The following is a 17,691-nucleotide window of genomic DNA, read 5'->3' as shown; positions in this document are numbered from 1 at the left end:
GAGCATACACCAGTATGTGACTAGGGTTAGCAAACGCAGCCAATAACGCTACAGTGCGGAATATGGCGAGTATTACCGACGAATGATTTCGTCAAATACTCCACCATTAGCAAAATGCGTTGCTTGTGCCGCTTGCCAGCCGCCGAAACTTTCATCTACCGTCAGTAATTTAAGCTCTGGGAACTGCGACTGATATTTTTTAGCCACTTCCGCATTTCGTGGGCGATAATAGTTTTTCGCAGCTATTTCCTGCCCTTCTAATGAGTACAAGTGAGCTAAATAAGCCTGAGCAACTTCTCTGTGGTCACGTTTATCGACAGTCTTATCCACCACTGCCACCGTGGGTTCCGCCAAAATAGAAATACTTGGTGTCACAATTTCAAATTGCCCTCTTTCCCCTAACTCATTGATAGCAAGTAACGCCTCATTTTCCCAAGCAATTAATACATCCCCTATTCCACGCTCCACAAAACTGTTTGTTGCACCACGCGCACCAGAGTCTAACACTTCAACATTCTGATATAACTGCTTTACAAATTGTTTTGCTTTTTCAGGATCTTGCTGGTTTTTATCTAAAGCGTAACCCCATGCTGCTAAATAATTCCAGCGAGCTCCGCCCGATGTCTTCGGATTTGGAGTGACGACTGAGACATCTTTGCGAATCAAATCATCCCAATCTTTAATCTTTTTGGGATTATCCTTACGGACTAAAAATACGATAGTAGAAGTATACGGCGCTGAATTATCAGGAAGTTTTTTAATCCAACCTTTATCAATGCGCCCGCTGTCTGCAATTGCATCCACATCATAGGCCAATGCAAGCGTCACTACATCAGCCTCTAATCCATTCATCACCGATATCGCTTGCTTTCCCGAGCCACCATGAGACTGGCGAATCGTCACAGAATCACCCGTTTTATTTTTCCAATAATTACTAAACTCTTGATTATATTGCTGATAAAACTCACGCGTCGGGTCATAAGAGACATTTAGCAGTTGAATGTTTTTCGCCCACGCTCCTGTCGTCAATACCAATAGCAATGCTGTTGTAAGCTGTGATTTTGTAACTTGCCATGAATGTGCCATTTTTTACCCTCGCCAAATTTAAGATAAAGCAAGGCTGACAGATAGAATCAATCACGGGAAATAATTAAAAAGAAAAACTTATACTTACGAGGAATATATGAATAGAACATTTGGTGGGATACTAAATCAAACCTGCATAGCAACAAAGCACTATGCAGGAGAGATTTGCAATTATAGACGGATTAGTACAGTTTTTTCGCTGTATCAAACCAATCTTTCTTAAAGGCCCGCTTCATATTCATTACAGCGTCAATAATATCATGGTGCACTAATTTCTCATTTTGAATACCCACACAGCGACCGCCATAGCCTTCTAGCAATAGCTGAATAGAGTATGCCCCCATACGCGAGGCTAAGATACGGTCATAAGCAACCGGTGAGCCACCACGTTGAATGTGACCAAGCACTGTTGCACGGGTTTCGTGATGCGTTTCTTGCTCAATATATCTAGCTAATTCACTAACATCACAAACGTGTTCAGTGATAGCAACTATAGCGTGACGCTTCCCTTTTTCGATGCCACGTTTAATTTCAGACAACAATTCCTCGCGGTCAAACGCCATTTCCTGCTCGGGCAATACTAAAAATTCACACCCACCTGCAATCGCCGCAGATAAAGTGAGATCGCCGCAATAACGTCCCATCACTTCTACGATAGAAATACGTTTATGGGAAGTTGATGTATCACGTAAGCGGTCAATCGCCTCAACAACGGTTTCAAGCGCAGTAAAATAACCGATAGTGTAGTCAGTACCCGCTACGTCATTATCAATCGTGCCCGGTAAACCTATACAGGGGAATCCAGCCTCTGTGAGTGATTTCGCACCAAGGTAAGAACCGTCACCTCCGATAACCACTAACGCATCAATATGGTTTTTTTTCAGATTTTCGAATGCGATAGCACGTACTTTTTCGTCACGAAATTGAGGGAAACGAGCCGAACCTAAGAATGTGCCACCACGGTTAATCATATCCGACACGCTATAGCGGTCTAATTGCTTCATGCGGTTTTCGTACAGGCCAAGATATCCATCAAAAATCCCCATGACTTCTAAACCTTCACCTAATGCTGCGCGTACTACACCGCGGATCGCAGCATTCATTCCCGGTGCATCACCACCGCTCGTTAAAACCCCAATTCTTTTAATCTGCTTGACCATGATGACCTCTGATTAATGAATATAAAATTGCAAATCTGTAAAAACCATTAAGCGGCTCAATTTTTTGGCGCTCATTGCGCACAATAACTTCTGCTGAATTGATTCAACTACAGGCATAATACGGTAAAGTAATGATTATGCCTCTGCTTTCAATCAAGATTTTATGTTTTATTGTGATCCAGTTTACATAATTCTAGTGAATGAACCCAACAGGTAAATATTTCAGCTAGGAAAAAGTATTCACACAGCTGCTAATGCGTACGGTTAGTACCGCGCATTTTAATTTGAGGTAAAAATTAAGGGCTGATGATAACACTTAAATTCCACCTATGCTGTATCTACAAAATAAAAGAAAAGCACCATTTAGTGCTCATTTAGTGCTTATTTTAATAAACGAACAAAAACGAAAACAAAATACGCTTAAGTATAGTAATAACGCGTTAAATGAAAAAAAATGGGGGCAGCAAAACACAGTGAGTCAATTCGGTCTAACATTCCACCATGTCCTTCAATGATTGCCCCAAAATCTTTAATTCCACTATCTCGTTTAATAGCTGACATACATAAGCCTCCTACAAAACCCATTATAGTGATTGCGAATGACATCAGACCAGCAATCCACCAGCTAAATGGGGTCACCCAATAAAGACAAATCCCAATGAGTACAGACGATAAAATCCCCCCCACAAAACCTTCAATAGTTTTATTTGGACTTAGTTTCGGCACAATCGGCCGTTTACCTATTAATTTACCAAAGACATACTGAAGTACATCTGAAATCTGTGTCACGATGATCAGGAACAGTAATAGTTTTACATTTTCCCCTTCATACCCTTCGATATTTAACATCAGCAAAGCAGGCACATGACTCAAACAAAAAAACAGCAACTAACATGCCCCACTGAATTTTTGCTGTACGTTCAAGGAAATGAAAGGTATCCCCAGCAAGCGCAATACGGGTCGGTAAAAAAAGAAACACAAAAACAGGAACAAAAATCGAAAATAACCCGTACCACTCGATCCCCACTAATACATATTGCAGCGGAATAAAAATAAAGAAACACCAAAACAGCGCTTCATGATCGCTCCTACGCGTTGGAGTTAGCGTAATAAACTCACGTAATGCAAAAAATGATATCAAGGCGAATAAGATCACCACACCGATATTACCTATCACTACGGCGAGAACACACACAATACACATAACCCACCATGCACGTATACGTGCATTCAGGTTATCAATCGTTGGGTTACTTTTTTCCCCTGAATAACGATAAGCTAAAACGCCCCCTATCACACTAGCAAAAACCAGAATACCAAACACACCAAATAATAATAGCGCTAACTCACTATCCCAAAAACTCATGGCATTAGCTCCTCAAGCGCTTCTTTTGCTCGCTGCAAGAATACGGTTTTACTTTCATTTTCCATCAAAAACGACAATGGCTTTCCTACCATTGCAGAACAAATTATCGGTACAACTAACTTCGAGCCCTTTGGTAACACGCGGTTTAAATTTTCTAGATACACAGGAACAACCTCAACATGGGGGTATTTTTTGGCGAGATGATATAAACCACTTTTGAATTGACTGATTTTTTCACCATCACCTCGAGTTCCTTCAGGAAAGAAGATCAGCGAGTGCTGGGCATCCAATACGGATTCTAAAGGTTCTAATATATTATGTTGTATTGGCTTATTCCCTTTTCTGTCGACCAATACTGCACGAAAAACCTTATTAACCAAGTATCGACGAAATGGCGTTTTATCCCAATAATCTTTTGCAGCAACAGGGTGAACAAAATGGCGCATTAAAGGTGGCAACCCTGACCATATTACTAACCCATCCAGATGACTCGAATGATTGGCATAGTAAATACGTGATGTCATCGATGGTTGACATCCAACCCAACGGGTGCGAACCCCAGTTAATAAACGGCAAGTTCCCGATAACAGCATGCCCATCCCCTTCGCAAGAAGAGAAACTTTTTGCACTTTTTCCATTTTTTTCCTTGCTTATGGTTTATCAAACTAAAACAGCAAAATTATGAAAAAAACCTGAATATCGTTTAATAATTAAGATAGAGAGTCAGTTCTGGGAGTTCAACGGGATAAGTTCTGATTTCTAAATATAAGAAAGGGGATAATGAGATAGATAGCAAATAATAGGCAATTGGTGTAGTAATACCTTATAGATATTACTACACCAAGCAAACTGTAAATAATTAAGTATTATTTTTTGTCTGCAGCGATACGGTCACGGATATTTTGTGCACGCTCACTTGAAGGTGGGTGAGAATCAAACATGCTTGTCTCTTGGCCACCCATTTTTGCTAATTTCTCAAAGGCAGTCACTAAACCGTCAGTTTTCACACCACGTTTTTTCAGTAGATCATAAGAGAAATTGTCCGCTTCACTTTCTTGGTGCTGAGAGAACTGAGAATTCACCAGTTTTTCGCCCAGAGCAGCTAATTGTGATGTGCTCAGTTGTTCTGCAAGACCGCCCGCTGACGCTGCGGCAGTACGTGCTGCAACCGCTGTATAAGCAACTTGCATTGCTTTACGCGTATGGCCTAATGCCACATGACCCATTTCATGGCCCAGAACGCCTTCAACTTCATTATCGTTCATTACATCCATCAGACCGCTATATACACGCACACAACCATTTGCCATTGCCCATGCGTTCACATCACTGGTCAGGTAAACTTTATAGTTTACTGGAGTACCACCAACTTCATTACCCAGCGCTTTTGCAATTTTGTCTAAACGTTTCGAGTACTTGCTCGAAGCTGGGGCAATCTTATTTTGCGCATCCATTTCTTTACAAGATTGGTCGCTTAATTGTTTAACATCTGAGTCACTCAGTGTCGCAGCTTGCAATAATTGCATGCCTGAATTTGTTAACATCCCTTGGTCTAAATTTTTACAACCCGTTAAAATAACAGCAGAAACAGCAACTGCCACAAGCGCTTTCATCTTCATAGAACATTTTTCCTTTAATATTAATATATAGGTATTATTTTTTAATGACGCTAAAGACTATAAATTCTGCGAAAAATAACAATAGGAATAAAGCCATAATTACCCAATATATGAATTTGATAACGTTTTTATTAAAATTGCAAAATAGACAGAATATTATTCCAGTAATAAATACATATAGATTGCATGCAAATGGCCATTAGAGCAATGGCCAAATATCACCCTAACTATTTAATAAATAGTTCAATAATACAAAAATCATTTCTGGTATTATTCTCAACAATAAATTGTAGGACTTCCCGATTCTCTCGGATTAGTAAAGTATCAAATGGCTTTAAACAAAAGGAAGCTGAATTGATATTAATACTCGTATTGGGCGTAATATTAAAAATTAAGATCTCACTTGCTCCACTCACCCAAGTATTAATGAGCGCGGAATCCACCCACTGTAATCGAGCTTGATATTTTTCGGGGTTATAGATGAGATTAAAATCACGAATTGCGCCTTGAACGAGTTCTGCGTAAACTTCGCTTTCCCCATTAAAAGCAAAAAACTCTTTTTGCTTTAATGTCACCGCAGGTTTCTTATCAACATGCAAAATAAGTCCTTTTCCTTCCAATACGCCAATAATACGTTGCCGCTTTTGAAAAAAAGAAAACGATCCTGCCGTTTTAACATCTGCTATTGACACTCGCCAATCAAAATCATCTAACCCCTCACCATGGCTCCGCGCCAATTCAAGTGTCGATCCTTGGCCGTTTTTCCAAGGCATATTGCGATAATCTTGCATCGTTAATATCTGAGCCATAAGGTTAACCATTCTTTAGTGGATACTTTTTTATAGTGAGAAAGAAAGATAAAAATAGCAGACTTTCAAGAAAAAATGTCTTTTTAAAAACCAGTTTAAAATTGTAGCTCTTACCATGAATGCCACATACAACCTGATTTTTTATTGATTTGGGATATAATCTATCCAACCAATAAAACCATACTCGTTCACTGTGATTCTTATTATGAATTATATGGTGAATTCATCGCATTTCCCAATCCAAAACAATTAACTCGAGGTAGGCTACTGTCCACTTTCCGTCCACCGCTACGAACTTTGATGAACTTTCATCGCCTTTTGAAAGTTTATAACTTGCTGTTTTTAAAAGATTGAAGATATGACTTATTGAAAAAAAAGCCCCTAATAGGGGCTATAAAAGACAGGGATGGTGTCTATGGCAAGGAAAAACTTCACTTATTGCTACTTCACTACTTACTTTAGAACTCAAGATATGAAACTAACTAGCTGCATTACTATTGCAGGCTTTACTGAAACTGCATTGCTTGATATTCAGCCATTTTTTGTTGATGAATATGCTCAAGCTCTGTTTTCTGTTCCGGTGTTAATAACTGGTATAATTCATGGTGAATTCGTGCCATTTCAACACGTTGTTCCAGCTCTTTTTGCATTCTTCTTTCAAGTTGCTCACGAACTGCTTTATCATCAAAGCTATCCGCTATAATTAATTTGTGTAACGCCTCTCGCTCTTGGGCTACAGCTGCGTTATCAACATGATAGTGGCGCTGTGTTGCCATTAAATCACGCAATTGCTGACGCTGTTTTTCATTTAACGTGATACCATTAAACATAAAAGTACTTGCACGTTCTTCGCTGCTAAACATTTCATTATGTTGAAATGGCACAACGGCATGAGCCGTCGATGCCGGAGTCTCAGCTTGCATTTGTAACATCAAAGGCGTTGAACTTTCACTTGCAGGGCTTTGCGAAACTTCTGCGAAAGCAACTGTTGGCCCGAACACAAATGCAGAAGCTAAAACTAACATTGCAGTTTTATGTACTGTATTATGTACTTTGCTATGCGTTGTTCTCAGCATTTGACACCTTGTCTCCGAACTGTGCTCGTGATTCAATGTGAACAAATATACACCTATGGCTGCAAACTAGCGTCAGAGCATGTAAAAGAACGTAAAGTCATGGAATCGTGCAGATTGTTATCGTATTTTGGCAGTTGGAGGACTTAAAAAATGCATAAAATCCTATTAGTTGATGACGACCGTGAACTCACGTCGCTATTAAAAGAACTGCTGGAAATGGAAGGTTTCAATGTTGTCATCGCCTATGATGGTGAACAGGCATTGCAACAAATAGACTCATCCATTGACCTGCTATTACTTGATGTCATGATGCCGAAAAAAAATGGTATTGAGACATTAAAAGAATTGCGCCAATTACACCAAACTCCCGTCATAATGTTAACGGCTCGGGGCAGCGAGCTTGATAAAGTATTGGGCTTAGAATTAGGTGCAGATGACTATTTGCCAAAACCGTTCAATGACCGTGAACTGGTCGCACGCATTCGCGCTTTATTACGCCGTTCTAACTGGAGCGAGCAAACTCAAGGGGACAATAGCAATACCCCTGTTTTACAAGTTGATAAACTGCAACTTAACCCAGGTCGCCAAGAAGCCAGCTTTGATGATGAAATTTTGGACTTAACCGGTACTGAATTTACGTTGTTATATCTACTCGCACAGCACCTAGGCCAAGTGGTTTCTCGTGAGCACCTTAGCCAAGAAGTCCTTGGGAAGCGCTTAACACCGTTCGACCGTGCTATTGATATGCATATTTCCAACTTACGCCGCAAACTTCCGGAACGTACTGATGGCCAACCGTGGTTTAAAACTCTACGTGGTCGCGGGTACTTAATGGTTTCTGCCACATGATCAACAGTTTAACCGCAAGGATATTTGCAATTTTCTGGTTTACCCTCGCACTAGTATTAATGCTAGTGCTGATGGTGCCCAAGCTCGACTCACGGCAAATCACTGTTTTAATGGAAAGTGAACAACGCCAAGGAGAAATGCTTGAGCAACATATAGAAGCAGAACTCGCACAAGCGCCGATGAATGACTTACTTTGGTGGCGGCGTATCTCTAATGCCATCAAAAAATGGGCTCCTCCCGGCCAGCGACTCATTATTGTCACCAGTGAAGGCCGTGTGATTGGTGCAATGCCAAGTGAAATGCAAGTTATTCGTAACTTCATTGGGCAGTCTGATAACGCAGACCACCCTAAAAAGAAAAAATACGGTCGAGCCGAAATTCTAGGCCCATTCTCTATCCGAGATGGGGAAGACCACTATCAGCTGTATTTAGTTCGTCCAGCAAGCAGTCCACAATCTGACTTTATTAACTTATTGTTTGATAGGCCATTCTTACTACTGATTGCCACGATGTTAATCAGTGCGCCATTGCTATTATGGCTATCTTGGAGCCTCGCCCGTCCTGCCCGTAAATTAAAAATGGCAGCAGACGATGTCGCGAAAGGGAATTTACGCCCTCACCCTGAACTTGAAGCCGGGCCACAAGAATTCCTCTCTGCGGGGAACAGTTTTAACCAGATGATCAGCGCACTCGACGGCATGGTTAGCGCTCAACAACGTTTAATCTCTGACATTTCACATGAATTGCGTACCCCACTCACGCGGTTACAGTTAGCTACCGCGCTATTACGTCGTCGACATGGAGAAAGTAAAGAGCTGGAACGTATTGAGACCGAAACGCACCGTTTAGACAGTATGATCAATGATTTACTCGTTCTTTCTCGCAGTCAGCACAAAAATGAGATCCTGCGTGAAAATATTAAAGCTGACGAGCTTTGGGGAGATATCTTAGACGATGCCAGCTTTGAAGCTGAGCAGATGAACAAGACGCTAGATGTCACCTCTCATCCAGGCTCTTGGCCACTATACTGCAACCCATCCGCAGTCGGCAGTGCGTTTGAAAATATTGTACGTAACGCATTACGTTATTCAAATACACATATTGCTGTTGATTTTAAAGAAGAAAACAACGGTATCCTAATCACTGTCGATGATGATGGTCCAGGTGTTAGCCCAGCTGACCGTGAACATATTTTCCGTCCATTCTATCGTACTGATGAAGCACGAGACCGAGAAACTGGCGGAACAGGATTAGGATTAGCGATTGTTGAAACTGCTATTACACAGCATAAAGGTTGGGTTAAAGCTGATGATAGCCCACTTGGCGGTTTAAGGTTACAAATTTGGTTACCTGAGCACGGCCGCTAGCCTCGTTTTGCCTAACTCACTAAAAGCCTTCTATTTATAAAGAAGGCTTTTCTATATCTATATGCAAAGTCAATGTAAACCTGTTTGGTATAGAATATTCCTATATTCATTCTAAAAGCAATAATCCCTAAACACCGCACCAATAGATAACTCTTTTTTCTTAACAAATACTGAGAAACATAAGAATAATTGACACGGGTATGTTGTATTTTTGAAATATAAACTTTAAAAAATAAACATAACTCTATTTCTGAATGTGTTACCCCTTTCTATACCTAACTTATTAATCTGATATTCTATTTTTCTTAATTAATGTGTAGTAATTAAAACATGATAAGAAGGCACAGAAGCCCAATTCAGTTCAAATCAAGATACTTATAATATGTACTGATAATAATCATGTTTTAAATCGATTCAATTTATAGGTTTTTAATTTATTAACCTGTTCAATATTAGGCGAACTCAACTTCAAATGGATTTATCAATGAAAAAATTCAAGCTTACCAAGCTAGCGATGTTTGCTGTACTAGGCGCGATAAGTACACACAGCATTGCGGGGGGATTAGTCCTGCCAAACAATAACTTACGTAGCGACCTTGCATGGCTTTCTGAACGTAATGTTATTCAAATTAGCTTATCAACTTGGCCATTATCTCAAGAAGAGATCACCCGCTCTTTAAACAATGCCAATATCACCAATAGCGAACAAGAAGCGATTATTCAACGCGTTAAAAAGAACCTAAACCGCACTAAGAATAGCGTTCAATTAGAAACTCACTTCGCATCTAGCCACAATTCTATGCCGCAAGGTTTTGCTCAAAGTGAAAAAAGTGACATTCGATACACGGTTTCCGGTAACTATAGCACTGACGATATCGATTTAAACCTCACCGCTAATGGCGAACGCGCACTACGCGTTGAAAACGGCTCAGACTATAACCTGAATGGCTCATACGGTGGTGTCAAAATTTGGAACCAGTGGGTGACCTTTGGTGAAATCCCGCAATGGTGGGGACCCGGCCATGATGGTAGCTTAATTCGTACCGATGCAGCCCGCCCTGTGACAGGATTCTTAATTCAACGTGCAGACCAAAGCCCATTTGAAACCCCTTGGCTTTCTTGGATTGGCTCATGGCAGTATCAATTAACCGCTGGGCAGATTAAACAATATGCTGCAGTCCCTGAAACCAAGCTCTTTGGGCTGCGTATGACCATGAATCCGACTAATTTCTTTGAACTCGGTGGTTCTCGCGTCATTATGTGGGGTGGAGATGGGCGACCAAATAACTGGAACTCATTCTGGGATGCCGCTAAAGGTGATGATAACACAGGTGACCGCAACAAAGATCCAGGTAACCAACTGGCTGGCTTAGATTTCAAATTAAAACTTTACCCATTAATTGACTTACCTGTCAGTCTTTATGGCCAAGTAGTTGGGGAAGATGTTAATAATTTCTTCCCATCACAAAATGCATTTATGGGTGGGATTGAGGGTTACCACACCCTGTGGGGACAACCTCTAAATTGGTATCTTGAAGGTGCTAATACCCATAGTACATGGGATAAAGATAACGTTATGTATCGGCACTTTATTTATAAAGATGGTTACTATCAGCAAGGTGCAGCGCTAGGTCATGCCATGGGCGGTGATGGCCGTATGCTCACCACCAAAGTGGAATATACTCTTGATGATGATAACCGCGTCAGTACTCGTTTAATGTATGCGAAAGTGAATAAATCTAACTTTGATGGCAACAAACTATTCCCTAAATCTGAAACCATTAAAGGTGCTGATTTAGGTTGGTGGCATAACTTTGAAAATGATATCAGTACTGATGCCAAATTTTGGATTTCTAAAACTGATTACGAAACACGCAATGATTTAGGCGCTGCAGTAACGGTAAACGTGCCATTTAAGTGGTAATCCCCATAGATAATACCTAAACAACAAAGAAAACGGATTATGTTTTGCGCATAATCCGTTTTTATCATAAATATCCTTATTTCAAGGAAAAGCTATATCAGGTAAATGAATCCTATTTTTTTTTCGGTTAATTAAAGTAATCAATCAAACAATCTAATCATCTATTTATACTCAGAATTGGTGTGAATACAAATATCTTTTGATTACACACTTATTCTGTCTATATAAAAGACAATGATATATAAGGAGTAACTTAACTTAAATATTTAATAGCGCGTAGAGTGCAACAATAGTATTATAACCTGATAATTTAAAATAATTTATTCTATTGACACTCTTATTAAGACTATTCTCTAAGACTATCACTACGATAGTCACTGGATATATTTAGTGGTATTATTAGGCGCTTTTACTTGACCACACAAGCCATCAGGAATACCCTTTGGCGGTCAAAAAACAATAAGCCATGCTTATCAATTGATCGCGATAGCAAAAACTCTAACGTTTTCAATTAATAAGTATGCATTTACAAATTCAATGGTGCTCTGGGACCCGATAACCCAGTGCGGTAGCTATGCTATAAAATCATTTATCTCCGGCTTTATTTATCCTATATTTTACTCAATTATCAATATACAGCTGACCATTGTGAAATATCTATCATGACCTAAAACAAAGAGGAAATATGAAAATAAATAAATTATTTTTAAAAATTGAGAAAATTATATTGCGCACACTACTACACATTTCACCAAAATTTAACTCCATCGATGACTACATACGATTTCGTCTATATAATTTAGAAAAAAAACTTCTGAAGATGAATAATGTATTAATAGGGAAAAACACCATTATCTATAATACAAAATTCTCTCACAGCAATAAAGGTGATTTTTTTCATATAGGCGATAATTGTACAATCACTGGAGCAACCTTTATTGGGCATGATGCATCCCCAACATTATTTTTGAAAGAATTAGTTTTAAAAAACAATGTGTACTTGAAAGGCTCAAGAAAATCATATCGTAAACCTATTCATGTTGGAAATAATGTATTTATAGGGGTCGGGACTATTATTTTGCCTGGTGTAAATATTGGTGATAACGTTATCGTTGCTGCAGGCTCTGTGGTTTCAAGAAACTTAGAAGGTAACAGTGTCTATGCCGGAAATCCAGCCCAAAAAATAAAATCCATAGAGAGCTATATAGACAAATATAAAACAATTTATGAACATGAAAATGAAAACTTTTAAAGTTAACCCTACCGATTTTATTGTATATACATTTGCATTTATAGGACCATTATCAACAACATTTCTTGACTCTTATAACTTGATATTTTGCGTTATATTATTTTCATTTTTATTCTTTCTAATATCAATAAATAAAAAAAAAACTCATACCAATAGAGTTAATAAAATATTTATTTTTTCATACCTCGCATTTAGCTTAATCGGTCTGTTTAGCACATTAATTTCTTTATCAGATATAACATCAGAAAATCACTTAACAAATCTATTATCTAGATTAAGTACTATATCATTAACGTTAATAATTTTAATCTGTATCTCAACTTGGATTCACAATCAAGAAGTTAGAAAACTACTTAATTTTCTTAAAATCGCTTTTTTTTCAACTATTATATTTGCCGTCATCGCTATTTACCAAATTTTAGCTCATCATTATAATTTACCATTTATAGAAACACGTTCATACATATACGGAGCATCCTACGAAATACAACAGAGCCTTGGTATAAGAATCACATCTATAGCTAGAGAGCCAAATTTTTATGCCCCTATACTAATTGAGTCTTTTTTACTTTCGTTTCTTTTTCTAAAAAGAAGCACACTATATTTTTATGTTATATTTAGCATCTTTCTTATATATAAAACTTATTCAACTGGTGCATATATCCACTTCGCATTAATATCGATTCTTTTATTTATATTTATTGGGCGAAATAAATTAACAAAGTTAATTACAACAATCATACTATTAACTTCTTTACTTTCCCTTATTTACTATCTAACATTGCAAGAAAATTATTTTACCAATAAATTACTAAATGAAATGAATGGTGAATCCAGCAGAACATATATTTATTCCACCATTATATATGAAATTTTCAACTCAGGTTTCCTTAATTTACTATTTGGACACGGAGTCAATACATTACAATTATTTAATGAATTAGCGAATAACAATTACAATATAAATTTCTCGGTATCAAATAGCCTTTACATTGATATATTATGGGATTCTGGTCTAATAGGTCTTTTTTGTTTTTCTTTTGGATTCTTCCTATTATTTTTAAGTCTTAATCGCTCTGCTAGGAATAATAAATATGGCACCATCGCTTTATTTTTATTCCTAAGCTTACTTATTACATCTATATATCGGTCAGAATATACTACAACTCATTTTTCCTGGATCTCCTCAATTATATTTGTATGTTATCAACTAGCCGCCAACCCAAGAGATAAAGATGAAACTAAGCATGCTATACGCAACTTATGATGATAGGTTAATTTCATTAATTGAACATCTACCAGAAGCACACTATAATACTGAGATAATAATAATACATCAAACCAGAGCCCCGCATGAATATCAAAAGCATATAGATTTATTAAATAATAGGAAAGATATTCGTTACTTTTCTTCTAATGATAAAGGCGTTACTAAAAGTAGAAACTTAGCAATAGCCAAATCAACTGGTGAAATCTTACTTTTCTGTGATGATGATGTCATATACAATGGTGATATTCAAAAAAACATCTTAAATGCATACAGAGAAAATATTCATGCAGGCTTTCTCACATTTGCATACACTGAAGATATAAAAAAGATCAAATCTAAAAAATTCAAAGATAATAGTTTCAAACATACATTACTTACAATTTTAAGCATCGGCACAATTCAAATATCTTGCAAAAAAGCACTATTAACAAACTTATCAATTACATTCCCTGAAGATATGGGAGCTGGAAGTAAATATTTTTTATGTGATGAGCCTGTTTTTTTGTCTAATTTCATCAAGTCAGGAATTGATGGTTATTATATACCTATTTCCATTGGGTATCATCCAGTGGAATCGAGTGGCAACATTTTCAATAATAAAAATGCTTTCATATCTAGATTGCTCTGTTTCAAAAGGATATTTGGTAAATTCAATGGTAGTTTATTATATATTATTTACTTATTTAAAAACATAAAAAAATTTGATTCCATTCACAGTTTCACTAATGCTATATCCTTAATTACAAAAAGAGAGTATAAATAGCCATGAAAGCATTATTAATTAACACCTCTTTTTATCCTAATATTGGCGGAGTAGAAAATTCGTTTAGAAGTATAAGTGAAGAATTATCTAAACAAGGTTGGGAGGTTGATATAGTAGCGAGTGATAACTTCACACTTAAACCAATCGAATACATGTTTGGAGCAAAAGTAACCAGATACAAGCAAGGAAAATTAGGGCTAGGTTTTATAAATCTAATTAAACTATTAAAAAAATCAGATCTATCAAGTTATAATATAATTATAAGTAGAAGCACTGTAACATCATTAGCTTTAAGCTTATTAAATTGTCATAAATATAACTTCATTGTACCAGGGGTCTATAAATACCAGAACAAGACTAACTTTAATATAATACAAAAAATTAAGTACTTAATTCACTGCCAATTTGAAAAAGCAGCCTTTAAAAATAGCAAAAATATTTTTGTATTTAGCAAGTCAATGAAAGATCAAATTTCCAGCATTGTTAAGAATAAAAATATAGAGTTAATATCACCAGGTGTTGATACAAAAAGATTCCATAAAATATCAGCAGAAGACAAGAAGATTTTAAAGAGAGAACTACATATTCCTCTAGAAAAAAGAATCATCTTATGTATTGGTCGGTTCGTAAAAATAAAAAATTTTCATACCATACTCCAAGCTATGCCTCTCGTTAATAATGATCACATATTAATACTTGTAGGGAGTGGTAATGAACTAACCTCATATCAAGAGTTTATTAAAATTAACAACCTAGATGATAGAGTTTATATTTTTGACAAAACATTAAACCCTGAAAGCTTTTATAGTATTAGTGATGTATTTTGCCTTCCTTCAACTTATGAACCTTTTGGACAAGTTTTGTTAGAAGCCTCTTGTAGTGGCTTACCAATTGTTGCATTAGATAGCAATATAGAAAATGTAGACACCGCCACTAAAAGCATTTATGAAGACTTTCCTAGTTTAGTTACATATGTACCTAAAAATACTCCTGAAAGCTTCGCAGACGTATTTAATAATGAGCCTGATTTAGATGAAAGTAAATCAGGCTCATATGTCGATTTTTCAAATCGACATTCATGGAACACATTAATTTTCAAACTAAAATTCAATAACCTCTCATAATTTTGGGTATTTTATATCTATGAAAATAGCAATCGCAGGAACCGGCTACGTCGGCTTATCTAACGCCATGTTACTGTCACAACACCATGAAGTCGTGGCGGTGGACATCATTCCTGAAAAAGTGGTGATGTTAAACAATAAGCAATCGCCGATTGTTGACGCCGAAATTGAACAATTTTTAGCGGAAAAAACATTGAATTTCCGCGCGACGGAAGACAAAGTTGATGCCTACACAGAGGCTCAGTACGTCATTGTTGCGACACCGACAGATTACGACCCGAAAACTAACTATTTCAATACCAAATCAGTCGAGTCCGTTATTCATGATGTGAATGAAATCAACCCAGCCGCGACCATTATCGTTAAATCCACCATTCCTGTCGGCTTTACGGCCCGTTTACATGAAGAATATGGCTACAGTAACGTGATTTTCTCTCCTGAATTTTTACGTGAAGGCCGTGCATTGTGGGATAACCTGTATCCATCTCGCATTGTGGTGGGTGAACGTTCTGAGCGTGCGAAAATCTTTGCTGACTTACTATTAGAAGGCGCGATTAAGAAAGATGTACCTGTGCTGTTTACCGATGGTACGGAAGCCGAAGCCATTAAATTGTTTGCTAACACCTACTTAGCGATGCGTGTCGCCTACTTTAACGAGCTCGATACCTACGCAGAAAGCCGAGGGTTAAATGCCCGTCAAATTATTGAGGGCGTCTCTTTAGACCCACGTATTGGTAGCCATTATAACAACCCTTCATTCGGTTACGGGGGTTATTGTTTACCGAAAGATACCAAGCAATTGTTGGCCAACTACGATGACGTGCCAAATAACTTGATTAACGCCATTGTGGAATCTAACCGTACCCGTAAAGACTTCATTTCGGATGCCATTATCGCCAAAGCGCCGCATAAAGTCGGGGTTTATCGCTTAGTGATGAAAGCGGGCTCTGATAACTTCCGTGCTTCTGCGGTGCAAGGCGTGATGAAACGCATCAAAGCTAAAGGTATTGAAGTTGTGGTGTATGAACCAGTGATGAAAGAAGCTGATTTTTTCCATTCAAAAGTGGTGAATGACTTGGCTGAATTCAAAACCCAATGCGACATTATTCTCGCTAACCGTATGGTACCTGAAATCGAAGATGTAGCGGATAAAGTCTATACTCGAGATTTGTTTGGAAATGATTAACTTAGTAGTGATAATATGTCTGAAATTGTAACCCAAGAATTAGTTTCTATTATCATGCCTTGCTATAATGCTGAGCAATATATTAAAGACTCAATTAATTCTGTATTAACTCAAACCTATTCTCACTTTGAGTTAATTATTATTGATGACCTATCTACAGATAATTCAATTAATATTATTAATTCATTTAGTGATAATAGAATCAAACTTATTAGATTAGAACAAAACTGTGGGGCAGGTGTCGCTAGAAATACGGGTATTAAAGCGGCAAAAGGTCGATTTATTGCTTTCTTAGATAGTGATGACCTATGGCGCTCAAATAAATTGGAAACGCAATTAAAGTATATGGTAAAAGGAAACCACCCTCTCTCGTATACTCAATATCAGAAGTTTACACAAGATGGAAAAGGAAAGCTGGTAATCCCACCAAATACAGTGACATACAATGAACTACTTTATTGTAACGTTATTGGCTGCTTAACTGCTATCTATGACACAAAAATATTAGGTAAGCAGTTTATGCCATTGATTAGAAAAAGACAGGATATGGGATTATGGTTAAAAATACTTGCTCAAGGTCATACTGCTTACTGCTGCCCCTATGTACTTGCTGATTATCGTACCGACTCGGGTATGACTCAAAATAAAATTGATGCCGCAAAATACCAATGGAAGTTTTACCGCCAAGAGTTGAGCTTTAATATCTTCAAATCAACGTAAGCGGTTAATGAACCACACATACTAAACAAACTCGTCATTTGCCATAGTAGCTTTTTCATTGGAGGGACTATGGAACAACAAAGTAAACGAGAATACTGGACTGCAATTCTAGAGCTGCAA

At 37.6% G+C, this 17,691-nt stretch carries 15 protein-coding genes and 1 pseudogene; 9 read left to right on the top strand and 7 right to left on the bottom strand.

Annotated features, from left to right (window positions below; translation table 11 throughout):
- Nucleotides 1-72: 72 nt before the first annotated feature.
- From ACLPIE_RS18445 to ACLPIE_RS18415, 7 genes and pseudogenes are all read right to left on the bottom strand, one after another.
- Nucleotides 73-1,086 (bottom strand): sulfate ABC transporter substrate-binding protein, encoded by a 1,014-nt coding sequence (locus ACLPIE_RS18445; protein WP_430263166.1) that lies wholly within the window; start codon nucleotides 1,084-1,086, stop codon nucleotides 73-75.
- A 182-nt stretch (nucleotides 1,087-1,268) separates the two neighbouring features.
- Nucleotides 1,269-2,246 (bottom strand): 6-phosphofructokinase, encoded by a 978-nt coding sequence (pfkA, locus tag ACLPIE_RS18440; protein ID WP_430263165.1) that lies wholly within the window; start codon nucleotides 2,244-2,246, stop codon nucleotides 1,269-1,271.
- Nucleotides 2,247-2,666: 420 nt separating this feature from the next.
- A pseudogene (locus ACLPIE_RS18435) lies at nucleotides 2,667-3,612 on the bottom strand (phosphatidate cytidylyltransferase).
- Nucleotides 3,609-4,250: a lysophospholipid acyltransferase family protein gene (locus tag ACLPIE_RS18430; protein WP_430263164.1), complete on the bottom strand. Its 642-nt coding sequence runs from the start codon at nucleotides 4,248-4,250 to the stop codon at nucleotides 3,609-3,611. The pseudogene ACLPIE_RS18435 and the gene ACLPIE_RS18430 overlap by 4 nt, the downstream one beginning before the upstream one ends.
- Nucleotides 4,251-4,478: 228 nt before the next feature.
- Entirely contained in the window at nucleotides 4,479-5,231 is a 753-nt protein-coding gene (gene loiP, locus ACLPIE_RS18425) for a metalloprotease LoiP (RefSeq protein WP_430263163.1), read from the bottom strand.
- 227 nt (nucleotides 5,232-5,458) lie between these two features.
- Nucleotides 5,459-6,040 carry a HutD/Ves family protein gene (locus tag ACLPIE_RS18420; protein WP_430263162.1) on the bottom strand — a complete coding sequence of 194 codons (582 nt, stop codon included), beginning with the start codon at nucleotides 6,038-6,040 and terminating at the stop codon, nucleotides 5,459-5,461.
- Between the two features lie 506 nt (nucleotides 6,041-6,546).
- Nucleotides 6,547-7,116 (bottom strand): Spy/CpxP family protein refolding chaperone, encoded by a 570-nt coding sequence (locus tag ACLPIE_RS18415; RefSeq protein ID WP_430263161.1) that lies wholly within the window; start codon nucleotides 7,114-7,116, stop codon nucleotides 6,547-6,549.
- Nucleotides 7,117-7,266: 150 nt separating this feature from the next.
- Here ACLPIE_RS18415 and cpxR point away from each other — a divergent pair, with 150 nt between their 5' ends.
- From cpxR to ACLPIE_RS18370, 9 genes are all read left to right on the top strand, one after another.
- A complete protein-coding gene (gene cpxR, locus ACLPIE_RS18410; protein ID WP_430263160.1) occupies nucleotides 7,267-7,965 on the top strand; it encodes an envelope stress response regulator transcription factor CpxR in 699 nt (232 codons plus the stop codon).
- Nucleotides 7,962-9,332 (top strand): envelope stress sensor histidine kinase CpxA, encoded by a 1,371-nt coding sequence (gene cpxA, locus ACLPIE_RS18405; RefSeq protein ID WP_430263158.1) that lies wholly within the window; start codon nucleotides 7,962-7,964, stop codon nucleotides 9,330-9,332. The genes cpxR and cpxA overlap by 4 nt, the downstream gene beginning before the upstream one ends.
- 484 nt (nucleotides 9,333-9,816) lie before the next feature.
- A complete protein-coding gene (locus tag ACLPIE_RS18400; protein ID WP_430263157.1) occupies nucleotides 9,817-11,256 on the top strand; it encodes a capsule assembly Wzi family protein in 1,440 nt (479 codons plus the stop codon).
- A gap of 685 nt (nucleotides 11,257-11,941) precedes the next feature.
- Nucleotides 11,942-12,508 (top strand): acyltransferase, encoded by a 567-nt coding sequence (locus ACLPIE_RS18395; RefSeq protein WP_430263156.1) that lies wholly within the window; start codon nucleotides 11,942-11,944, stop codon nucleotides 12,506-12,508.
- Nucleotides 12,495-13,775, top strand: a complete 1,281-nt coding sequence (locus ACLPIE_RS18390) for an O-antigen ligase family protein (RefSeq protein ID WP_430263154.1) — start codon at nucleotides 12,495-12,497, stop codon at nucleotides 13,773-13,775. Before ACLPIE_RS18395 ends, ACLPIE_RS18390 begins: the two co-directional genes overlap by 14 nt.
- Complete coding sequence (locus ACLPIE_RS18385; protein WP_430263153.1) at nucleotides 13,744-14,541, top strand: glycosyltransferase family 2 protein; 798 nt, start codon at nucleotides 13,744-13,746, stop codon at nucleotides 14,539-14,541. Before ACLPIE_RS18390 ends, ACLPIE_RS18385 begins: the two co-directional genes overlap by 32 nt.
- Before the next feature lie 2 nt (nucleotides 14,542-14,543).
- Nucleotides 14,544-15,665 (top strand): glycosyltransferase family 4 protein, encoded by a 1,122-nt coding sequence (locus ACLPIE_RS18380; protein WP_430263152.1) that lies wholly within the window; start codon nucleotides 14,544-14,546, stop codon nucleotides 15,663-15,665.
- 19 nt (nucleotides 15,666-15,684) lie between these two features.
- The gene (locus ACLPIE_RS18375; RefSeq protein WP_430263151.1) at nucleotides 15,685-16,851 is read left to right on the top strand and encodes a nucleotide sugar dehydrogenase; all 1,167 of its coding nucleotides are present in this window, start codon (nucleotides 15,685-15,687) and stop codon (nucleotides 16,849-16,851) included.
- A 15-nt stretch (nucleotides 16,852-16,866) separates the two neighbouring features.
- Complete coding sequence (locus ACLPIE_RS18370) at nucleotides 16,867-17,571, top strand: glycosyltransferase family 2 protein (protein WP_430263150.1); 705 nt, start codon at nucleotides 16,867-16,869, stop codon at nucleotides 17,569-17,571.
- Nucleotides 17,572-17,691: the final 120 nt, after the last annotated feature.

It is taken from the genome of Providencia sp. Me31A (assembly GCF_050487165.1).
Taxonomy (GTDB): Bacteria; Pseudomonadota; Gammaproteobacteria; order Enterobacterales; family Enterobacteriaceae; genus Providencia.
The sequence above is the reverse complement of the archived record's forward strand: the minus strand, read 5'-3'. Positions and strand labels throughout refer to the sequence as shown.